Origin of the sequence: Mesorhizobium kowhaii, assembly GCF_042431665.1 — a bacterium.
GTDB lineage: Bacteria > Pseudomonadota > Alphaproteobacteria > Rhizobiales > Rhizobiaceae > Mesorhizobium > Mesorhizobium kowhaii.
This window is the reverse complement of the sequence record NZ_JBHLYT010000013.1, coordinates 188,822-207,743: the sequence shown is the minus strand read 5'-3', so window position 1 is coordinate 207,743 and position 18,922 is coordinate 188,822. Positions and strand designations below refer to the sequence as shown.

Below are 18,922 nucleotides of genomic sequence, written 5' to 3'. Positions count from 1 at the left end.
AACCTCCGATTCGGGACCTTGATCTGCCTCACCATTTGACGCTGAAGCCGAGATTGCCCTCGAGAATGCGGCGCTTGTCGCCACCGAGATTGGTGGTGTAGTCGCCGGTGGCGAAGATGCTGACCTTGTCCGTCACCTTGGCGACGAGGCCACCGCCGAATTCGAAGGAGGTCGATCTGCCCTCGGTCGAGATGTCGTTGGCGTCGAAGCTGACATGGCTGGTGCCGCCGAAGTCGTGCCAGATATTGGCTTTGAGGTAAGGCTGCAATGCCATGCCGTTGATGGCAGTCTCGCCCTGCAGCCGCACGCCCAGCCGACCGGTGACGTTGTCGTCGGGATCGAAGGAAACCGACGATAACAGGTCTTTGGTGTCGTCAAGCGACAGATGCTGCCAGACCAGTTGCGCCTGCGGTTCAAGCGTCCAGCCTTGCGCCAGCGCAATGGGATAGCCGCCTTCCAACGAAGCGGTGACACCGGTGCCGTCGACGTCGATGCCGACGTTGCGGGACGATATTGTGTTGCCGCCAAAGAAGGTGGCCATGACGACGCCGTCCAGGTACCAGCCGCCCTGGCCGACACGGGTCCAGTAACCGCCGACACTGGTGCCGTCGATATCCATGCTGCCGACGGACAGATTGTTCCATCCCAGCGCCTGGCCGCGCAAGTCGCCAGTCATGCTGGCATAGGCGACGAACAGGCCAGCGCGATCGATCTGGCCTGACGCGGTCTCGCGGCCGAACAGGTCGAAACCTGCCTGGAAGCCGAACAGAGAGCCGTCGAAGGATGGCGACACCGTTCCCGACCAGCCCATCTCAGTGTCCTGGCCGAAAACGCGGCCCCAGACCGGCGACAGCTCCGCGTTCGACAACAGGCTCTGCTCGCCGCGCCGTTCATGGAAGGTGCCGAGCGTCGTCATCGCCAGATGCTCGGCGACCGGCGGCAAGGCCGAATAGACCGGAACCTCGATGCGATAGAGCGGGATCTCGGCGGCTTGCACCGCACTCGCTCCGGGTGTCGGCGGCGCCGGCTGCACAGGCGGCGGACCAACAGGCGGCGTCGGCACTGGAAGCGCGGGCGCTGCGGTTGGCACCACCGGTGGGGGCGGTGGTGGGTCCGCCGGCGGCGCCGGTGCTGGCGGAGGCGGCGGCGTGGGTTCCGGATCGCTGGCCTGCACGGGCGGCGTCGGGTCGACCGGCGGGGTGTTGATGGTCGGCGGCGGCGTCGGCGGCAGCTCGGAGGGTGGCGGCGGCGGTGGCTCGACCGCAGGCGGTTCAGGTTCCGGCGGCGGCGGGGGTTCGACCCCAGGTTCGACCACCGCTGGTGCCGGTGCCGGTGGGGTCGGCGTCGTCAGCGCCGAGCGCAGATACCAGTTCTCCTGGCTGCCGGCGCTGACGCCACCCTTGAACAGAAAATATTCGAAGGCGCCGGCCGCGACCTGCGTGTCGAGGGCGAAGGTGCTGGTGCCGGAGCTGGCGCCGTTGACCGCCTGGACGACCATGATGCCGTCCTGCGTGGTCTCGGCACCGGCGCCGCCGAGATTGATCACTGCGATGCCGGTCGAGCCGGACGCCGTCCCGCCCGACAGCACCAGCCTGTCCGATGCGGAGGAATCATCGCCAAGCTCGGTCTGGATGAGCAGCAGGCCACCGACGCCGGTATAGTTGCCGGAGATCGTCAGACGATCGGTCGCGCCGGTGCCGCCATTGGTCAGGTCGATGCGTCCGGCATTGGTGACTTGTGCCAACTGACCAGCGGTAAAGGCCTGGATCGAAGCGTTGAAGCCGCCGCCGCCAAACAGCGTGCTCGAGGCGTCGACGTTGAGTGCGCCGGTGCCGGTGCCGCTGTCGCCAAGCACCAGATTGCTGTCCAGCGTCAGTTCGGTATCGTTGGTGGCGCCGATGCTTTCCCAGTTCTGCAGCCGGCTGATCCCATCGAGCTTGACGTTATCGAGGGTCAGCGCGTCGGTGCCGAGGCCACCGATTATTGCATTCGTGGCGCCGAGATTGGCGTTGGTGAGATTGCTCAGCTTGGCGGTGTCGTTGTCGCCGCCGAGATCGACGGCGCCGTAGATGATGCCGCCGCCGTTCCAGACGAAGTTGTCGGCGCCAAAGCTCATCAGGATATCGCCGCCGACCGTGCCGCCGGTGACCGTGACGCTGTCATTGCCACCGCTGACGCTGATGTTGCCGCCGATGATGCCGCCCGACAGGATAATCGTGTCATGGTCGAAGCCGGTGACAAGATTTCGGTCGATGGTGCCGCCCGACATGTTGAAATAGTTCTTGTCGAGTTTCATGTTGACGCGGCCGATGCGGCCGCCGGTCATGACCGCATGGTCGCCATCGTCGAAGAAATCGACGATGCGCCCACCCGTCATGGTGAAGGTGTCGAGGCCGTCGCCCTGGTTGAGCGAACCGATCTGGCCGCCGCTCATGTTGAAGTCGTCGATGCCGGCGCCTTGCTGGACATTGCCGGCGACGGTGCCGGACTGCATGTCGATGCGGTCCGTGCCGACGCCAAAGGTGACATTGCCTGATATTTTCCCGGTCCCGCCGGCGGGAAAATTCAGCGCGTTGTCGCCGCCATTGTCGGTGAGGCTGCCGCCCGAATCACCACTATCGCAAGTGAAGGTGTCGTTTCCGGGAGACGGAATCAGCACACATGCGGCGAAGGCCGCTGAATTGGGCAGCAACGCCAGCGCTGTAGTTGCAAGAACGCTAATAAGCCATGGATGTATCTGACGCGGCTTTCGCAGAAGCAAAGCAATCGTGTCGTCCATCCCTTCCAAACGGCTGTTTAGAAGCTTCATTTCAAAGTGCCGCATCGCGTCCCCTCTCAGATCGCGATTTCAAGCTCTCCACCCGCGCCGCAATGAAGCCACAATTCGTTTGCTTTTACAAAGCCTAATCTGTGACTCATGGTTGATAAACTACAAGATCTACTGGAATAGTCCCAGCACGGCGCGTGATTGGCGTGTCTGTGGCCCATGCTTTAGGATCGCCTTGGGCCGAAGCATCGAGGCCCATCATGGGCCGGTCAAAGGACATTGCATGGCAATCAGGGACGCATTCGGCCTGACACTTTCGGGCGCAACGGAGGCGGGGTTCTTGCCCTACAGTCAGGCTGTGCGTGAACTGCAATGCTTCATCGGCGATCCCGTAGCCTCCGTCGATCGCGCCATCGCGGAAGACCCCGGCTTCGTCATGGCGCATGTCTTCAAGGGCTATCTCTTCGGCCTCGCCACCGAGCGAGAGGCGACGGCCGTGGCCAAGGCTTGCCATGAGGCGGCGCTGCCGCTTGCCGCGACCACGCGCGAGCAAGCGCATGTCTCAGCCCTTGGTCATCTCGCAAACGGGCGCTGGCATGACGCCGCCGGCATTCTTAGGGATATCGCCGTCGACTTCCCGCTCGACGCGGTGGCGCTGCAGACAGGGCATCAGATCGATTTCTTCACCGGCAATGCGCGCATGCTGCGCGACCGCATCGCCGGCGCCCTGCCGTCCTGGCAAAGCGGCATGCCGGGCTACCACGCCATCCTCGGCATGCAGGCCTTCGGGCTGGAGGAGATGGGTGAGTATGCACAGGCCGAGAGGCTTGGCCGCGACGCGATCGACCTGGAGCCGCGCGACGGCTGGGCGCAGCATGCCGTCGCCCATGTCATGGAGATGTAAAGCCGGCAAAGGGATGGCATTGCCTGGATGCGCGCCAATCCCGAAGCATGGACGAAGGAGAGCTTCCTCAAGGTGCACAATTGGTGGCACCTGGCGCTGTTCCATTATGACCTCGGTGAGACCGACGAGGTGCTGGCGCTTTATGACGGCCCGATCTACGGCGAGCGATCGACGCTGGCGCTCAACATGGTCGATGCCTCGGCGATCCTGTGGCGGCTCTATCTCGGCGGCGTCGATGCCGGCGACCGCTGGGCAGCGCTCGCCGCCAACTGGGTGCCCAAAGCCGGCGACGGCAATTACGCCTTCAACGATGCTCACGCGATGATGGCCTTTGTCGGCGCCGGGCTCGACGCGCCGGCTCAGACCTTGCTGGAGGCGCAGCGCGAGGCCATGCGCGGCAGCGACGACAATGCGGCGTTCACCCGGGATGTCGGCCATCCACTGACGCTCGCCATCAAGGCATTCGGCGCCGGGAACTATGCCGACACTGTTCGCCTGATCCGGCCGATCCGGGCGATCGCCCACCGTTTCGGCGGCAGCCACGCCCAGCGCGACGTCATCGACCTGACGCTGATCGAGGCGGCCTTGCGGACCGGTGACCGTGCGCTGGCCAGGGCGCTCACCGCAGACCGTTCAGTAGCGCGACCCGACAGTCCATTGTCGGCGCTGCTTTCGCGACGCGCCGCCGATTTGTCAGAGAATTGACCCGAAGCGGATCTTGTCTTAAAAACTGGCCAAGCCAGATTTTTTCGAGATCCGAAAAAATTAAATGGCATGGGAGGAAATCATGTATCTCGGCCTCGATCTCGGGACATCGGGCGTCAAGGCGCTGCTGATCGATGCCGAGCAGACTGTCATCGGCTCCGGCCATGCATCGCTCGACGTATCGCGGCCGCATCCGGGCTGGTCGGAACAGGATCCGTTTCACTGGATACGCGCCTGCGGAGAAGCAATTGCCGAACTGAAGGCTTCCCATCCAAGCCAACTCGCCGCGGTGAAAGGCATCGGCCTGTCGGGGCAGATGCATGGCGCGACCTTGCTCGATTCCGCCGACAAGGTGCTGCGGCCCTGCATCCTGTGGAACGACACGCGCAGCCACGCCGAGGCGGCGACGCTTGACGCCGATCGACGCTTCCGCCAGCTGACCGGCAACATCGTGTTTCCCGGCTTCACCGCCCCGAAGCTTGCCTGGGTGAAGAACAACGAGCCCGCGGTCTTCGCCAAGGTCGCAAAAGTGCTGCTGCCCAAGGATTTCCTGCGGCTCTGGCTTTCGGGCGAGCACATTTCGGAGATGTCGGATTCGGCCGGCACCTCCTGGCTCGATGTCGGCATGCGGCACTGGAGTGCGGACCTGCTCGCGGCGACATCACTCGATGAAAAGCAGATGCCGTCGCTGGTCGAGGGCACGGAGAAGGCCGGAGCCTTGCGCAGCGAATTGGCCTCGAAATGGGGCATGCAAGCCGGCATCCCGATCGCCGGCGGCGCCGGCGACAATGCCGCCTCGGCCTGCGGCATGGGCACGGTGGGCGCGGGCCACGCCTTTGTCTCGCTCGGCACATCAGGTGTGCTGTTTGCCGCCAATGCTTCCTATCTGCCCAACCCGGCAAGCGCCGTCCACACCTTCTGCCACGCGCTCCCGAACACCTGGCATCAGATGGGCGTCATCCTGTCGGCGACCGATTCGCTGAACTGGCTGGCGGAGATCACCGGCAAAGGCGCCGGCGAACTGACCGCGGAACTCGGCGATACGCTGAAAGCCCCGAGCGGCGTGTCCTTCCTGCCCTATCTCTCGGGCGAGCGCACGCCCTACAATGATTCCGCCATCCGCGGCGCGTTCACCGGCCTGGCGCATGAATCGAGCCGCGCGGTGCTGACGCAGGCCGTGCTCGAGGGCGTCGCCTTTGCCTTCCGTGACAGCCTAGAAGCCCTGGCCAAGGCCGGCACGACCTTGACACGGGTGACGGCGATCGGCGGCGGCTCGCGCTCGCGCTACTGGCTGAAAGCGATCGCCACCGCGCTTGGCCTGCCTGTCGATATTCCCGCCGACGGCGATTTCGGCGCCGCCTTCGGCGCGGCACGGCTTGGCCTGATCGCGGCGACGGGTGCTGATCCGCTGAGCATCTGCACGGCACCCAGGACGGATGCCACGATCGAACCGGATGCGGCACTCGGCGGCGTCTATGCAGATGCCTATCAACGCTACCGGGCGCTGTACCCGGCCATCAAGGTGGCCACGGCGTGAGTGAGTTCTCGCCCACGCCGCGGCCTTGCAGCTCACTGCGCCGGCACCTTGTCGAGAAAGCCGGTGACGCTTTTCAGGCGGCCGTTCTCGATGACGCCGATGTCGGTGCCTTCGATGACGGAAGGGGTGCCCTCCGGGCCGAGGTTCCACGAGAAGCGGATCTTGTCGGCAAAACCGTCCGGCGTGCCCTTCAGCGAGAACCGGAAGCCGGCAAAGCGCTGCTGCACGCCGTCGATCAGCGCCGCGACGCCCGCATGGCCATCGCCCTGCATCAGCGGATCGCGATAGCTGACGTCGTCGGTGAAGGTCGCCTTGAGCAAGGCTGCCCGGCGGTCCGCGTCGCTTTCGTTCCAGGCGCTGATGTAGCCTTCGGCGATCTTGATGAGGTCGGTCATGGTCTGTCTCCTTTGTTGAGTGGCTTTGACTTGAGCCTTTTCGACCAGCGGAAGAACGAAACCAATTACGCCTGAGGTAATCGGGGCGAACTATTCGAAAGAGGACAAAGATCATGAGCAGCGGTTTTTTCGGCGACATCAAAGAGATCAAATACGAGGGACCGGATTCGACCAATCCGCTGGCCTACCGGTTCTACAATCCCGATGAGGTGGTGGCAGGCAAGCGGCTGGAAGACCATCTGCGCTTTGCCGTCGCCTACTGGCATTCCTTCGCCTGGCCGGGCGGCGATCCGTTCGGCGGCCAGACCTTCGACCGGCCGTGGTTCCCGAAAGCCGGCGGCGTCGACACGATGGAGCTGGCAAAACTGAAAGCAGACGTCGCCTTCGAAATGTTCTCGCTGCTCGGCGCGCCCTATTTCTGCTTTCACGACGCCGACGTGCGACCGGAAGGCAAGGATTTTTCCGAAAGTGCGGCGCGCCTCGACGAGATCGCAGACTATTTCGCCACCAAGATGAAGCAGACCGGCGTCAAGCTTTTGTGGGGCACGGCAAACCTGTTCTCCAATCGCCGCTTCATGTCGGGTGCCGCCACCAATCCCGATCCGGATGTGTTTGCCTATGCGGCGGCGACGGTGAAGCACTGCATCGACGTCACCAAGCGGCTGAAGGGCGAAAACTATGTGCTGTGGGGCGGGCGCGAGGGCTATGAGACGCTGCTCAACACCGACCTTGCGCGTGAGCAGGAACAGGCTGGCCGGTTCCTCAGCCTCGTCGTCGACTACAAGCATAAAATAGGCTTCAAGGGCACCATCCTGATCGAGCCGAAGCCGCAGGAGCCCACAAAACACCAGTACGATTATGATGTCGCGACGGTCTATGGCTTCCTCAAGCGCTTCGGGCTGGAGAAGGAGGTCAAGGTCAACATCGAGCAGGGCCACGCCATCCTGGCCGGCCATTCCTTCGAGCACGAACTGGCGCTGGCCAATGCGCTGGGCATCTTCGGTTCGATCGACATGAACCGCAACGACTACCAGTCGGGCTGGGACACCGACCAGTTCCCCAACAACGTGCCGGAAATGGCATTGGCCTACTACCAGGTGCTTCAGGCCGGCGGCTTCAAGACCGGCGGTACCAATTTCGACGCCAAGCTGCGCCGCCAGTCGCTCGACCCGCAGGATCTGTTGATCGGTCATATCGGCGGCATGGATTCGTGCGCGCGCGGCCTCAAGGCCGCGGCCCGCATGGTCGAGGACAAGGCGCTGTCGGGGCCGCTGGCTGAACGTTATGCCGGCTGGAGCACGGCTGAGGGCAAGGCGATGCTTGCCGGCAAGCGCACGCTGGAAGACATCGCCGAGCGCGTCGTCAAGAAGAAAATCGAGCCGCAGCCAAGGTCCGGCCGCCAGGAATTGCTGGAAAACATCGTCAACCGGTACGTGTGAATCCCGATCTCTGGACCGATATCCACCACCTCTGGCTGAAAGCCGCCGTCGTTGCCTTCTGCTAGTCAGGCCATTTCGCGCGGGGCGTCCGCGCAGGATGGACAGGCCGCGTTGCCGAAGGGCCGCGCGGCGGTGACTGGAGACGGAACGTGGCAGAGGACCGAATCATCGTGCGCCGGGCGCAGGCAAGCGATATCCCGGCGTTGAAGCAGGTGCTGCAGGAAACATTCGAAGGCACCTGGTTGCCGCATATCACCGAGCAATCGGCGCAACGCTACGTCGAGTCGGACATTGGCGGGCGCTATGTCGACCAGAGCTGGCCGGAATTTGCCATTGCTGAGATCGATGGCGACGTCGCCGGCCTGATCCATTGGCGCGCGGACTTCATCGAGGCCCTGCACGTCATGGCGTCGCGCCAAGGGCAAGGCGTCGGCCGCAAGCTGCTTTCCCATGCCGAACAGGCGATCGCTGCCGCCGGATTTGCGCAGGCGCGGCTGGAAACCGACACGTTCAACCTGCGCAGCCAGACGCTCTACAAAGCGGTCGGCTATGTCGAGAAGGATCGCTACCCCGACGACGAATGGGACAGCGGCTTCACCACCGTGCTGTTCGAGAAGCGGCTGTAGAAGTCTCCGACCTGGCCTGGCCAGACGCAGGAACGGCTTTGCGCAAGGCCGGCTCCGACGACACGGTTTTGCCCTTTGCCGCCCCTCAATGACCTCGCTCTTGCCTTCAAACTGCCGTCACGTATCTCGTATAAGACTGGCTCGTGGCGGGAGAGGAAGAAGGAGGCGAACCGATATGCAGAACGAACGCGAAATCGACGCCCTGCTCTCACCTGGCGAGGCCGGATCGATCATCGACCGGCTGATGGCAATGCCGCATCCGAAAGACGGCGCGCAGCGCACAAACGAATGGGATCGCGCGGTTGCAGCGCGACTTGAAACGGTGCTGGCCAAGAGCATGCGCTCGCGCATTGTCCACGAAAGCCGTGATGTCGCTTGATGGTCCCTGTGGTTTGACGAACGGAGGCTGTTTCGTCATCCTTCACCGATGGTACGCGCGGTGCTTCTGGACCTTTTGGGTGTCGTCTACAATGGCGACACCCCGATAGCGGGCGCTGTCTCGGCAATCGAGCGCCTGCGCAATGCGGGCTTGCCGCTCCGCTTTGTCAGCAACACAACTCGCTCACCACACAAGGCAATCATCGCGCAACTTACCGCCTTCGGCGTCGAGGTTGGAGAAGAGGAATTGCTGACGCCGGCGCGTGCCGCCGTCGAATGGCTGCGCAGGCACGGCCTCACACCGCATCTGCTCGTCCATCCCAACCTGGAGCCTGAGTTTTCCGGACTGGACGGCGCAAATGGGCGGGCCGTCATCGTCGGAGATGCAGGCGAAGCCTTCGATCATGCCAGGCTCAACCGGGCGTTCCGCGAGCTGGTGGCCGGCGCCGATTTTGTGGCGCTCGCCACCAATCGCACCTTCAAGGATGCAGACGGTCTGCTCAGCCTCGACACGGGCGCCTTCGTTGCCGCCCTCGAATTCGCCAGTAGTCGAAGCCCTGTCGTGCTCGGCAAGCCGTCACCGGACTTCTTTCTTTCGGCGCTTGCCAATATGAACTGCTCGGCCGCCGATGCGGTCATGGTCGGCGACGATGCCGAGAGCGATGTCGCCGGCGCGCTGCGCGCCGGGCTTGGTGCGGCGCTGCTTGTGCGGACAGGCAAGTATCGCCCAAACGACGAAACACGTTTCAATCCGGCCCCCACGGCTGTGGTAGATGACCTCGCCGCTGCGACCGACTGGATACTCACCAACCGCGCCGTAGTCTGACTGGCGCCTCGCCAAAAGCTCTCGAAAACGCTCTGGAAAATGCGGCGGCGGACGAAAATCCGGTCCGCCCGGCAATATCGGCCATCGCCACCCGGGTGTCGACCACCAGTCGGCGCGCCGCCCCCAGCCGAAGCCTGAGATAGTAGGCACCTGGCGTCTCGCCGATCGACTTGCGAAAGATGCTCTCCAGTGTCCGCGCCGTCACGCCGGCGCGCTTGGCCACCGCTTCTATGGTCAGCGGCTGGTCGACATGCGCTTCCATCAATCGGATGGCTTGCGCCAGCCGCGGATCGTAGCCATCGAGCCGGCCGAGCGAGACCAGCGGCTGGGCGTCGGTCGCGGCGCGCGCCTGGTCGTAGATGAAGACGCTGGCGACATCGAGGGCGACGGCCATACCGAGGCGGGTGCGAATGAGATGCAGCATCAGGTCGAAGGTCGGCGACGCACCGCCCGAGGTGAAAACCGGTCCGTCGATGACATAGCGGTCCGGGCGGACGTCGACGCCGGGAAAGGCCGACGAGAAATCCTCCATGTCCTCCCAGTGAGTGGTGGCGCTGCGCCCTTCCAGCAGGCCGGCGCGCGCGACAAGCCATGTGCCGGCCTCGACGCCGCCGCAGGCCCGCGCCGTCCAGGCGGCGCGGCGTAGGCCTGACAACAGAGCCGACGTTGCGTAATTCTGGGTGCCGAAGCCGGCGACGACGACAAGAACGTCGGTTGGATCGGCCGCGTCGAAACGTCCGCTGACCGCCACCGGCAGGCCGCAGGTGGTGACCGGAGCCTCGCCGGTCACAGAGACCAGCTTGAAATCGAACAGGGTCTCGCCGGAGATGCGGTTGGCGGCGCGCAGGGGATCGACGGCCGACGCCACGCACATGATGGACGAGCCGGAAAACACCAGTAGCGTCACCTTGAGCGGCGAGCGCTCGGCGCGAAAGATCGTTGGTTTTTCGCTTTTGATCATATGCCCTTCGTAAAACGCAAAACAGTTTCCGACAAGTCAGGCATTGTTGGGGCAGTTCTTGTGCATGTCGTTGTCCCAAAACCGGTTCCCACTTTTGGGCGACATGCGTGGCAATCTTGATTGGGAGGATTTCGATGCCGCTCGCGATGAACCGTGAGGTTTTCATTACCTGTGCCGTGACCGGGTCCGGCGGCTCGCAGGACCGCAGCCCGCATGTGCCGCGCTCGCCCAAGCAGATCGCCGATTCGGCCATCGATGCGGCCAAGGCCGGCGCCGCGATCGTGCACTGCCATGTGCGCGACCCCGAAACCGGCAAGCCCAGGCGCGACCTGCATCTCTACCGCGAAGTGACCGAGCGCATCCGCGCGGCAGACGTCGACGTCATCCTGAACCTGACCGCCGGCATGGGCGGCGACATGGTGTTCGGCTCGCCGGAAGCGCCGCTGCCGCTCAATGAAAAAGGCACCGACATGGGCGGCGCCACCAACCGTATGGAGCATGTGCGCCTGTGCCTGCCGGAAATCTGCACGCTCGACTGCGGCACCATGAACTTCGCCGAGGCCGACTATGTCATGACCAACACGCCTGGCATGCTGCGCGCCATGGGCGGCATGATGACGGCACTCGGCGTCAAGCCGGAGATCGAGGCCTTCGACACCGGCCATCTGTGGTTCGCCAAGCAGCTGGTCGAGGAGAAGGTGCTCAATCCTGACGCTTTGGTGCAGCTATGCATGGGCGTGCCGTGGGGGGCGCCTGACGACCTCAACACCTTCATGGCCATGGTCAACAATGTGCCGTCGACCTGGAACTGGTCGGCCTTTGCCATCGGCCGCAACCAGATGGCCTATGCCGCCGCCGCGGTGCTGGCCGGCGGCAATGTCCGCGTCGGGCTGGAAGACAATCTCTGGCTCGACAAGGGCGTGCTGGCAACCAATGCGCAGTTGGTCGAGCGCGCCGCCAGCATCGTCACCAATCTGGGCGCCAGGATCCTCGGGCCCGAAGACGTGCGCAAGAAGCTGAACTTGACCAAGCGGGCGCCAATCGCGGCATAACCAGAGCATGATCCCGAAAAGTGGGAACCGGTTTTCGGAAAAGATCATGCTCCCAGTAAGATAACCGGGAGGTCGGCATGACTACCGTCAAGTTCACTGCGATGAAGGATGGCGACCGGGACGACTACGAGTTCCTGACCGCGCACGAAATCGACTACGCGGCCAAGACCGGCGAGCGGCTGCTCGACGCTCTGGTCCAGCTCGACGAGGGCCTGTCGGGCTACAAGATCACCCGGCTCGGCCATTCGCTACAGGCGGCGACACGCGCCTGGCGCGACGGTGCCGACACCGACTGGATCGCCTGCGCGCTGCTGCACGATATCGGCGACATCTATGCGCCCTACAATCACGACGAATACGCCGCTTCGATCCTGAAGCCGTTCGTGCGCGAGCAATGCACCTGGGTGGTGGAGAAGCACGGCGATTTCCAGCGGCTCTATTATGCCCATCACCTCGGCGGCAACCGCCATGCGCGCGACCGCTTCGCTGGCCACGCCTATTTCGACGATTGCGACCAATTCTGTGAACGCTGGGACCAGTCGAGCTTCGACCCCGACTATGACACGCTGCCGATCGAATTCTTCCGGCCGTTCGTGCTCGAAGTCTTTGCCCGCAAGGCCTACGACGCGTCAGTGATCCGCGCCGGCGAGCGCGTGCCCCTCATCGATCCCACAACCGCCACGACAAGAACCGGAGCCCCAGCATGAGCATCATCAACAAGGCAGCCGCCATCGGTGGCGGCGTCATCGGCGCCGGCTGGGTGGCGCGCCTGCTGCTCAACGGCATCGACGTTTCGATCTTCGATCCCGATCCGGAGGCGTCGCGCAAGGTCAGCGAAGTGATGAAGGGCGCACGCCGCGCCTACAAGCAGATGGTGCCCGGCGGCCTGCCGAAAGAGGGCAGACTGACCTTTGCCGCGACCATCGCCGAGGCGGTGGCGGACGCCGATTTCATCCAGGAAAGCGTGCCGGAACGGCTCGACCTCAAGCACCGCGTGCTGGCCGAGATCGATGCCCATGCGCCGGCCAACGCCATTGTCGGCTCCTCGACCTCCGGCATCAAGCCGACCGACATGCAGGTGGCGATGAAGAAGCACCCGGAGCGGCTGGTCGTCGGCCATCCGTTCAACCCGGTCTATCTCCTGCCGCTGGTCGAGATCGTCGGCGGCGAACAGACCTTCCCGGAGGCGATCGAGGTCGCCAAGGAGATTTACGCCTCGATCGGAATGAAGCCTGTCGTCATCCGCAAGGAGATCGAGGCCTTCGTCGGCGACCGCCTGCTCGAAGCCGCATGGCGCGAGGCGCTGTGGCTGATCAAGGACGGCATCTGCACGGTCGAGGAACTCGACGATATCATGCGCTATGGCTTCGGCCTGCGCTGGGCGCAGATGGGCATGTTCCAGGTCTATCGCGTCGCCGGCGGCGAGGCCGGCATGCGCCACTTCATGGCGCAGTTCGGCCCGTGCCTTAAGTGGCCATGGACCAAGCTGTTGGACGTGCCGGAGTTCAACGACGAGTTGGTCGACCTGATCGCCACGCAGTCGGACGACCAGGCGCACGGCCTGTCGATCCGCGAACTGGAAAAGATCCGCGACGACAATCTGGTCGCCATCATGGACGCGCTGTCGAAGCAGAACAAAGGCAAGGGCTGGGGTGCCGGCGCCTTGCACAAGGACTATACCAAGCAGCTGGCCAAACTGGCGGCGAAGAAGCCGACGGCCTCCAAGGCGGCAGAAAAGGCCAAGGCGAGCAAGCCTGTGAAGAAAGCCGAGAAGCCGAAGAAGAAGACCGGCAAGAAGAAAGGCTGACAGCATGGATTTCGGTCTGTCTGAGGAACAGAAGCTCATCGTCGAAACGACGCGCGCCTTCGTCGAGAACGAGCTTTACCCGCATGAACGCGAGGTGGAACGCACCGGCGTGCTGCGCCGCGAGCTGATCGAGGAGATCAAGGCCAAGGCGATCGAAGCCGGCCTCTACGCCGCCAACATGCCGGCGGACGTCGGTGGCGCCGGGCTCGATACGGTGACCTGGCTGCTCTATGAAAAGGAGCTCGGCCGCGCTAACTACGCGCTGCATTGGACCTGCGTGGCGCGTCCCTCCAACATCCTTTTGGCCGGCACGCCGGAGCAGCGCGAAAAATATCTGTTCCCTTGCATCCGCGGCGAGAAATGGGACTGCCTGGCGATGACCGAGCCAGGCGCCGGTTCCGATCTGCGCGGTATGAAGGCGACCGCGGTGCAGGATGGCGACGACTGGGTGCTGAACGGCACCAAGCATTTCATCAGCCATGCCGATCTCGCCGATTTCGCGATTTGTTTCATGGCTTCGGGCGAAGAGGATTCGCCGCGCGGCAAGCGCAAGAAGATCACCGCTTTCTTCGTCGACAAGGGCACCAAAGGTTTTGCCGTGCGCGACGGCTATCGCAACGTCTCGCATCGCGGCTACACCAACGCCATCCTTGAATTCGACGATTGCCGGCTGCCCGCAAGCCAGGTTCTTGGGGAGGTTCACAAGGGCTTTGACGTCGCCAATTCCTGGCTCGGTGCAACGCGCCTGCAGGTCGGCGCCACCTGTCTCGGCCGCGCCGAGCGGGCGCTTGGCCATGCCGTGGAATATGCCGCGCAGCGCCAGCAGTTCGGCCAGCAGATCGGCAAGTTCCAGGGCGTGTCGTTCAAGCTTGCCGACATGGCGACCGAACTGAAGGCCGCCGACCTGATGGTGTTCGAAGCCGGCTGGAAGTACGATCAGGGCACCGTCACTGATCAGGACATGGCCATGGCCAAGCTGAAGGCCACTGAAATGCTTGCCTTCGTCGCCGATGAAGCGATCCAGGTCCATGGCGGCATGGGGCTGATGGACGACCTGCCGCTGGAGCGTATCTGGCGCGACGCGCGCGTCGAGCGCATCTGGGAAGGCACGTCCGAGATTCAGCGCCACATTATTTCGCGGGCGCTGCTGCGCCCGTTTGGAGCCTGAGCATGATCCCGAAAAGTGGAATCCGGTTTTCTCGGACAAACGATCTCGTTTGTCCTGAGATCATGCTCCAACGAGAAGGCCATCATGCATAAACTCGAACGTCTCCTGCGGCCGAAGTCGATCGCTGTCTTCGGTGGCGCGCAGGCTGCCGCAGTTGTCGCACAATCAATCAAGATGGGCTTTGCCGGCGAGATCTGGCCGGTGCATCCGACCAAGGACGAGGTCGCCGGCCGCAAGGCCTATCGTTCGGTGGCCGACCTGCCCGGCGCGCCTGACGCCGCCTTTGTCGGCGTCAACCGCCACCTGACCATCGAGGTGGTCAAGGCGCTGGCCGAACGCGGCGCCGGCGGCGCCGTCTGCTTTGCCGCCGGCTTCCTCGAGACCGAGGCCTATGACGACGACGGCGAGCGTCTGCAGGCCGAACTGGTTGCCGCGGCAGGCCAGATGCCGATCATCGGACCGAACTGCTATGGCCTGATCAACTATGCCGACGGCGCGCTTTTGTGGCCCGACCAGCATGGTGGCATCAGGCTGGCCGAGGGTGGCAAAGGCGTCGCCATCATCACCCAGTCGTCCAACATCGCCATCAACATGACGATGCAGAAGCGCGGCCTGCCGATCGCCTTCCTGATGACCGCCGGCAACCAGGCGCAGACCGGCCTGTCCGAAATGGCGCTTGGCCTGATCGAGGACGAGCGGGTCACGTCGCTCGGCCTGCACATCGAGGCCTTCGATTCGGTAGCCGGATTCGAACGGCTGGCGGCCCGCGCCCGCGAACTGAGGAAGCCGATCATCGCCATGAAAGTCGGCCGCTCCGAACAGGCGCGGCAGGCGACAGTCTCGCACACCGCCTCGCTGGCCGGCTCGGACGCGGCCTCGGGCGCCTTCCTGAGGCGGCTCGGCATTGCCCGTGTCGATTCCATTCCGGCCTTCATCGAGGCGCTGAAGCTGCTGCACGTCACCGGACCTTTGCCCGGCTATCGGCTGTCGTCGATGAGCTGCTCGGGCGGCGAGGCGTCGGTCATGGCAGACAGCGCCGAAGGGCGCTGGGTCAATTTCCCTGACCTGACCGGCACGCACCGCGCTCATGTCAAATCGACGCTTGGGCCGCTGGTTGCGGTGGCCAACCCGCTCGACTACCACACCTTCATCTGGAACAACGAGCCGGCGATGACCGCCACTTTCACCGCCATGGTGTCGGGCGGCTTCGACCTCAACATGCTGGTGCTCGACTTCCCGCGCCCCGACCGGTGCTCGGACACCGACTGGTGGGCGACGCTGCGCGCCTTCGAATCGGCGCTGAAGACCAACAAGGCGCAAGGCGCGATCGTGTCCTCGCTGCCGGAGAACCTGCCGGAGGAGTACACAGCCGGGCTGATGGCGCGTGGCATGGTGCCGTTGTTCGGCATTTCCGAGGCCATGGATGCCGCCCAGGCGGCAGCCTTCATCGGCTGGGCGTGGCGCGAGCCGCAGGCGCAGCCGATCGACACGTCCGCCTCCGGCGCGCCTGGCGGCGACCACGTCACGCCCGACGAGGCCGAGGCAAAATCGCGGCTGATCAAGGCAGGCCTGCCGGTGCCCAAGGGCGAACGCGCCGCCAATGCCGTCGAGGCGGTGATCTCGTCGATGGCGCTCGGCTTTCCGGTGGCGCTGAAGGCGCTGGGCGTCACCCACAAATCCGAGGTCGGCGCTGTCAGGCTCAACCTCAAGGACGCCGAATCCGTCAGCACGGCGGCGCATGACCTGCTGCCGCTCGGCACCGGCCTCTATGTCGAGCACATGGTGCGCGACGGTGTCGCCGAACTGATCGTCGGCTTCACCCGTGACCCGATGTTCGGCGCGGTGATGACGCTGGGCACCGGCGGCGTGCTCGTCGAGCTGTTGCGCGACAGCGTCACGCTGATGCTGCCGGCAACCCGCGACGACATCGAGGCGGCGTTGCGCGGCCTCAAACTGTTCCCGTTGCTCGAAGGCTATCGCGGCCGGCCGAAAGCCGACGTCCAGGCTGCCATCGACGCCATCTCCGGCATTGCCGCCTTCGTGCAACAGAATGCCGGCGAGATCGAGGAACTCGACATCAACCCGCTGATCGTCTGCACAGAGGGCAAGGGCGCCTGGATCGCCGATGCGCTGCTGGTGCTGGGAGATAAGAAGAATGTCTGATGTCATTTCGACCCGCCGCGAAGGCACCATCCTTGAGGTCACGCTCGACCGGCCCAAGGCCAACGCCATCGACCTCAAGACCTCGCGGCTGATGGGCGAGACGTTCAAGGCATTCCGCGACGATCCGGAGTTGCGCGTCGCCATCGTCAAGACCGCCGGCGACAAGTTCTTCTGCGCCGGCTGGGACCTGAAGGCGGCGGCCGGCGGCGATGCGGTCGACGGCGACTATGGCGTCGGCGGATTTGCCGGTCTGCAGGAGCTGCGCGACCTCAACAAGCCCGTCATCGCTTGCGTCAACGGCATGGCGGTGGGCGGTGGTTTCGAACTGGCGCTGTCGTGCGACCTCATCTACGCCTCCGATCATTCCTCCTTCGCGCTGCCCGAGATCCGCGCCGGCACATTGGCCGATGCCGCGACGATCAAATTGCCGAAGCGCATCCCCTACCATGTCGCCATGGACCTTTTGCTCACCGGCCGCTGGATGGATGTCGCCGAGGCGCATCGCTGGGGACTGGTCAACGAAGTGCTGCCGAAGGAGAAGCTCGGGGACCGCGTCTGGGAGATCGCCCGGCTGCTCGCCGGCGGCCCGCCACTGGTGTTTGCCGCGATCAAGGAGACGGCGCGCGTGGCCGAGGCGCTCACCTTCCAGGACGCGATGAACAAGGTGACGCGCCGCCAGCTGCCGACGGTCGATGCCCTCTATGGTTCCGAGGACAATATGGAGGGTTTTCGTGCGTTCGCCGAAAAGCGCGAGCCGGTGTGGAAGGGGAAGTAGTGGCGGCCCCATGACCGATTACAAAACCCTCATCGACGCCGAGACCTGGGCCTTCATCGAGCGGACCAATTCCTATTATCCGCCCGATACGATCGACTACACGATCGCGCAGCAGCGCGAGATCTATGACCGCATGTGCCGCGAGTTCTTTGCCGGCTATCCCGAAGGCGTCGCGGTCGAGACCTCTGCCATTGCCACGCCCACCCGCGACATCCCAATCCGCATCTACCGAAGCGCGCCGCAGGCAGCAGTGACGGTGCTTTATTTCCATGGCGGCGGTTTTATCCTTGGTGGCCTCGACAGCCATGACGATGTCTGCGCCGAGCTCTGCGCACGCACCGGCTATGAGGTGGTCTCGGTCGACTACCGGCTGGCGCCGGAGCACCTGCACCCGGCCGCCTTCGACGACGTGATGAGCGCCTTCGAATGGGCCACCACCAATCGCGAGCATCCAATTGCGCTTTGCGGCGACAGTGCCGGCGGCAATCTTGCCGCTGCCGTCAGCCATGCGACACGCGGCCATCCGCGCAAGCCGATCGGCCAGGTACTGATCTATCCCGGCCTCGGCGGCGACCGCTCGCGCGGCTCTTATGTGACGCATGCCGAGGCGCCGATGCTGACCATGCGCGATCTCGAGTTCTACAAGAACATCCGAACCGGCGGCGCAGATGGGACCGGCGACATCACGCTGTCGCCGCTCGCCGACGCCGACTTCGCCAATCTGCCGCCGACGGTGCTGATCACTGCCGAGTGCGACCCGCTGTCGTCCGACGGCGAAGCCTATCGTGACCGCGTCGTCGCCGCGGGCGGACGGGCATATTGGTTCGAGGAACCTGGGCTGGTGCATGGCTATCTGAGAGCCCGGCACACGGTCGGCCGCGCCCGCATCAGCTTTACGCGGATCGTCAATGCGGTAGCAGCTTTGGCAAGGGGCGAATGGGTCCCGTGAGCGCCGTCGTACATATGCGGTGTATATAATTCAGGCCAAAACCTGCTCTCGAATTCCTATGCGGCCAGCGACTATGTAATTCCCAGCCGCTTGACTGGCGGCCGGAACGACAGACTGGCTTCAAGGACCATGAGATTACATTCAGTCTGGCTGACCTCCAAGGCCAGCCGCAGGGTGCCGACGGAATATTTTGTCCTGGCAAACCTGAAAGAGCAGGGCGCTATCATCGGCCGGCTCGCCGGGCATCCGATCGCCGATACGGTCGTCGATGCGAACGGATCCCGATATCGCTATGTCGGCGTCGCAACGCGCGACGCCGACGGGCGCTTCGATGTCGAAGCGCTGCGGGCTGGCGAATGGATCGTCCAGCCGGGCCTGGTCTATGCCGCCGACGGCAAGGCCGCTCCGTCAAAGCCGCTGCTGCGCGGGCGCGGCCGCAATCCGTCCTGATTGCACCAGAGCGGTTCATC

Annotated in this window: 16 protein-coding genes and 1 pseudogene; 14 read left to right on the top strand and 3 right to left on the bottom strand. The window is 64.2% G+C overall.

The annotated features are described in order from the left end of the window. Window positions 1–28: 28 nt before the first annotated feature. On the bottom strand, window positions 29–2,779 hold the full coding sequence (locus tag ACFFNA_RS13110; RefSeq protein ID WP_378918746.1) for an autotransporter family protein: 2,751 nt from the start codon (window positions 2,777–2,779) through the stop codon (window positions 29–31). A 271-nt stretch (window positions 2,780–3,050) separates the two neighbouring features. On the opposite strand from ACFFNA_RS13110, the pseudogene ACFFNA_RS13105 reads away from it, so the two are divergent. After that, a pseudogene (locus ACFFNA_RS13105) lies at window positions 3,051–4,376 on the top strand (tetratricopeptide repeat protein). Between the two features lie 82 nt (window positions 4,377–4,458). After that, window positions 4,459–5,913, top strand: a complete 1,455-nt coding sequence (xylB, locus tag ACFFNA_RS13100) for a xylulokinase (RefSeq protein ID WP_378918866.1) — start codon at window positions 4,459–4,461, stop codon at window positions 5,911–5,913. Between the two features lie 32 nt (window positions 5,914–5,945). Here the strand turns inward: xylB and ACFFNA_RS13095 are convergent, their stop codons facing one another. Further along, window positions 5,946–6,308: a nuclear transport factor 2 family protein gene (locus ACFFNA_RS13095; protein WP_378918744.1), complete on the bottom strand. Its 363-nt coding sequence runs from the start codon at window positions 6,306–6,308 to the stop codon at window positions 5,946–5,948. Window positions 6,309–6,421: 113 nt separating this feature from the next. On the opposite strand from ACFFNA_RS13095, the gene xylA reads away from it, so the two are divergent. The 4 genes from xylA to ACFFNA_RS13075 all read left to right on the top strand — a co-directional run bounded on the left by xylA (window position 6,422) and on the right by ACFFNA_RS13075 (window position 9,577). Then, window positions 6,422–7,747, top strand: a complete 1,326-nt coding sequence (xylA, locus tag ACFFNA_RS13090; RefSeq protein WP_378918742.1) for a xylose isomerase — start codon at window positions 6,422–6,424, stop codon at window positions 7,745–7,747. Window positions 7,748–7,896: 149 nt separating this feature from the next. Further along, window positions 7,897–8,373 (top strand): GNAT family N-acetyltransferase, encoded by a 477-nt coding sequence (locus ACFFNA_RS13085; protein ID WP_111545013.1) that lies wholly within the window; start codon window positions 7,897–7,899, stop codon window positions 8,371–8,373. 175 nt (window positions 8,374–8,548) lie between these two features. Next, window positions 8,549–8,752, top strand: coding sequence for a hypothetical protein (locus ACFFNA_RS13080; protein WP_136616442.1), 204 nt, complete (start codon window positions 8,549–8,551; stop codon window positions 8,750–8,752). Between the two features lie 60 nt (window positions 8,753–8,812). Next, entirely contained in the window at window positions 8,813–9,577 is a 765-nt protein-coding gene (locus ACFFNA_RS13075) for a TIGR01458 family HAD-type hydrolase (protein WP_378918740.1), read from the top strand. Here ACFFNA_RS13075 and ACFFNA_RS13070 read toward each other — a convergent pair. Continuing rightward, window positions 9,555–10,538 (bottom strand): GlxA family transcriptional regulator, encoded by a 984-nt coding sequence (locus tag ACFFNA_RS13070; RefSeq protein ID WP_111545016.1) that lies wholly within the window; start codon window positions 10,536–10,538, stop codon window positions 9,555–9,557. The two genes, ACFFNA_RS13075 and ACFFNA_RS13070, sit on opposite strands and share 23 nt — an antisense overlap. A 134-nt stretch (window positions 10,539–10,672) precedes the next feature. Here ACFFNA_RS13070 and bcoG point away from each other — a divergent pair, with 134 nt between their 5' ends. From bcoG to ACFFNA_RS13030, 8 genes are all read left to right on the top strand, one after another. Further along, a complete protein-coding gene (gene bcoG, locus ACFFNA_RS13065; protein WP_111545017.1) occupies window positions 10,673–11,590 on the top strand; it encodes a 3-dehydrocarnitine:acetyl-CoA trimethylamine transferase BcoG in 918 nt (305 codons plus the stop codon). Window positions 11,591–11,667: 77 nt separating this feature from the next. Next, window positions 11,668–12,297, top strand: a complete 630-nt coding sequence (locus ACFFNA_RS13060) for an HD domain-containing protein (RefSeq protein ID WP_111545018.1) — start codon at window positions 11,668–11,670, stop codon at window positions 12,295–12,297. Continuing rightward, window positions 12,294–13,397: a carnitine 3-dehydrogenase gene (locus tag ACFFNA_RS13055; protein WP_378918736.1), complete on the top strand. Its 1,104-nt coding sequence runs from the start codon at window positions 12,294–12,296 to the stop codon at window positions 13,395–13,397. Before ACFFNA_RS13060 ends, ACFFNA_RS13055 begins: the two co-directional genes overlap by 4 nt. Before the next feature lie 4 nt (window positions 13,398–13,401). Then, window positions 13,402–14,565 (top strand): acyl-CoA dehydrogenase family protein, encoded by a 1,164-nt coding sequence (locus ACFFNA_RS13050; protein ID WP_111545020.1) that lies wholly within the window; start codon window positions 13,402–13,404, stop codon window positions 14,563–14,565. A gap of 84 nt (window positions 14,566–14,649) precedes the next feature. Then, window positions 14,650–16,728: an acetate--CoA ligase family protein gene (locus ACFFNA_RS13045; RefSeq protein ID WP_378918734.1), complete on the top strand. Its 2,079-nt coding sequence runs from the start codon at window positions 14,650–14,652 to the stop codon at window positions 16,726–16,728. Further along, entirely contained in the window at window positions 16,721–17,503 is a 783-nt protein-coding gene (locus ACFFNA_RS13040; RefSeq protein WP_378918732.1) for a carnitinyl-CoA dehydratase, read from the top strand. Before ACFFNA_RS13045 ends, ACFFNA_RS13040 begins: the two co-directional genes overlap by 8 nt. Before the next feature lie 10 nt (window positions 17,504–17,513). After that, window positions 17,514–18,452, top strand: coding sequence for an alpha/beta hydrolase (locus ACFFNA_RS13035; protein ID WP_378918730.1), 939 nt, complete (start codon window positions 17,514–17,516; stop codon window positions 18,450–18,452). Window positions 18,453–18,581: 129 nt separating this feature from the next. Next, a complete protein-coding gene (locus ACFFNA_RS13030) occupies window positions 18,582–18,902 on the top strand; it encodes a hypothetical protein (protein WP_111545024.1) in 321 nt (106 codons plus the stop codon). Window positions 18,903–18,922 lie beyond the last annotated feature (20 nt).

Bases quoted from the DNA above. Each gene is read 5' to 3' on its own strand.
- xylA (WP_378918742.1), top strand. From the start codon at position 6,422: ATGAGCAGCGGTTTTTTCGGCGACATCAAAGAGATCAAATACGAGGGA.
- ACFFNA_RS13055 (WP_378918736.1), top strand. From the start codon at position 12,294: ATGAGCATCATCAACAAGGCAGCCGCCATCGGTGGCGGCGTCATCGGC.
- bcoG (WP_111545017.1), top strand. From the start codon at position 10,673: ATGCCGCTCGCGATGAACCGTGAGGTTTTCATTACCTGTGCCGTGACC.
- ACFFNA_RS13110 (WP_378918746.1), bottom strand. From the start codon at position 2,779: ATGGACGACACGATTGCTTTGCTTCTGCGAAAGCCGCGTCAGATACAT.
- ACFFNA_RS13050 (WP_111545020.1), top strand. From the start codon at position 13,402: ATGGATTTCGGTCTGTCTGAGGAACAGAAGCTCATCGTCGAAACGACG.
- xylB (WP_378918866.1), top strand. From the start codon at position 4,459: ATGTATCTCGGCCTCGATCTCGGGACATCGGGCGTCAAGGCGCTGCTG.
- ACFFNA_RS13030 (WP_111545024.1), top strand. From the start codon at position 18,582: ATGAGATTACATTCAGTCTGGCTGACCTCCAAGGCCAGCCGCAGGGTG.
- ACFFNA_RS13040 (WP_378918732.1), top strand. From the start codon at position 16,721: ATGTCTGATGTCATTTCGACCCGCCGCGAAGGCACCATCCTTGAGGTC.
- ACFFNA_RS13045 (WP_378918734.1), top strand. From the start codon at position 14,650: ATGCATAAACTCGAACGTCTCCTGCGGCCGAAGTCGATCGCTGTCTTC.
- ACFFNA_RS13035 (WP_378918730.1), top strand. From the start codon at position 17,514: ATGACCGATTACAAAACCCTCATCGACGCCGAGACCTGGGCCTTCATC.
- ACFFNA_RS13070 (WP_111545016.1), bottom strand. From the start codon at position 10,538: ATGATCAAAAGCGAAAAACCAACGATCTTTCGCGCCGAGCGCTCGCCG.
- ACFFNA_RS13080 (WP_136616442.1), top strand. From the start codon at position 8,549: ATGCAGAACGAACGCGAAATCGACGCCCTGCTCTCACCTGGCGAGGCC.
- ACFFNA_RS13060 (WP_111545018.1), top strand. From the start codon at position 11,668: ATGACTACCGTCAAGTTCACTGCGATGAAGGATGGCGACCGGGACGAC.
- ACFFNA_RS13095 (WP_378918744.1), bottom strand. From the start codon at position 6,308: ATGACCGACCTCATCAAGATCGCCGAAGGCTACATCAGCGCCTGGAAC.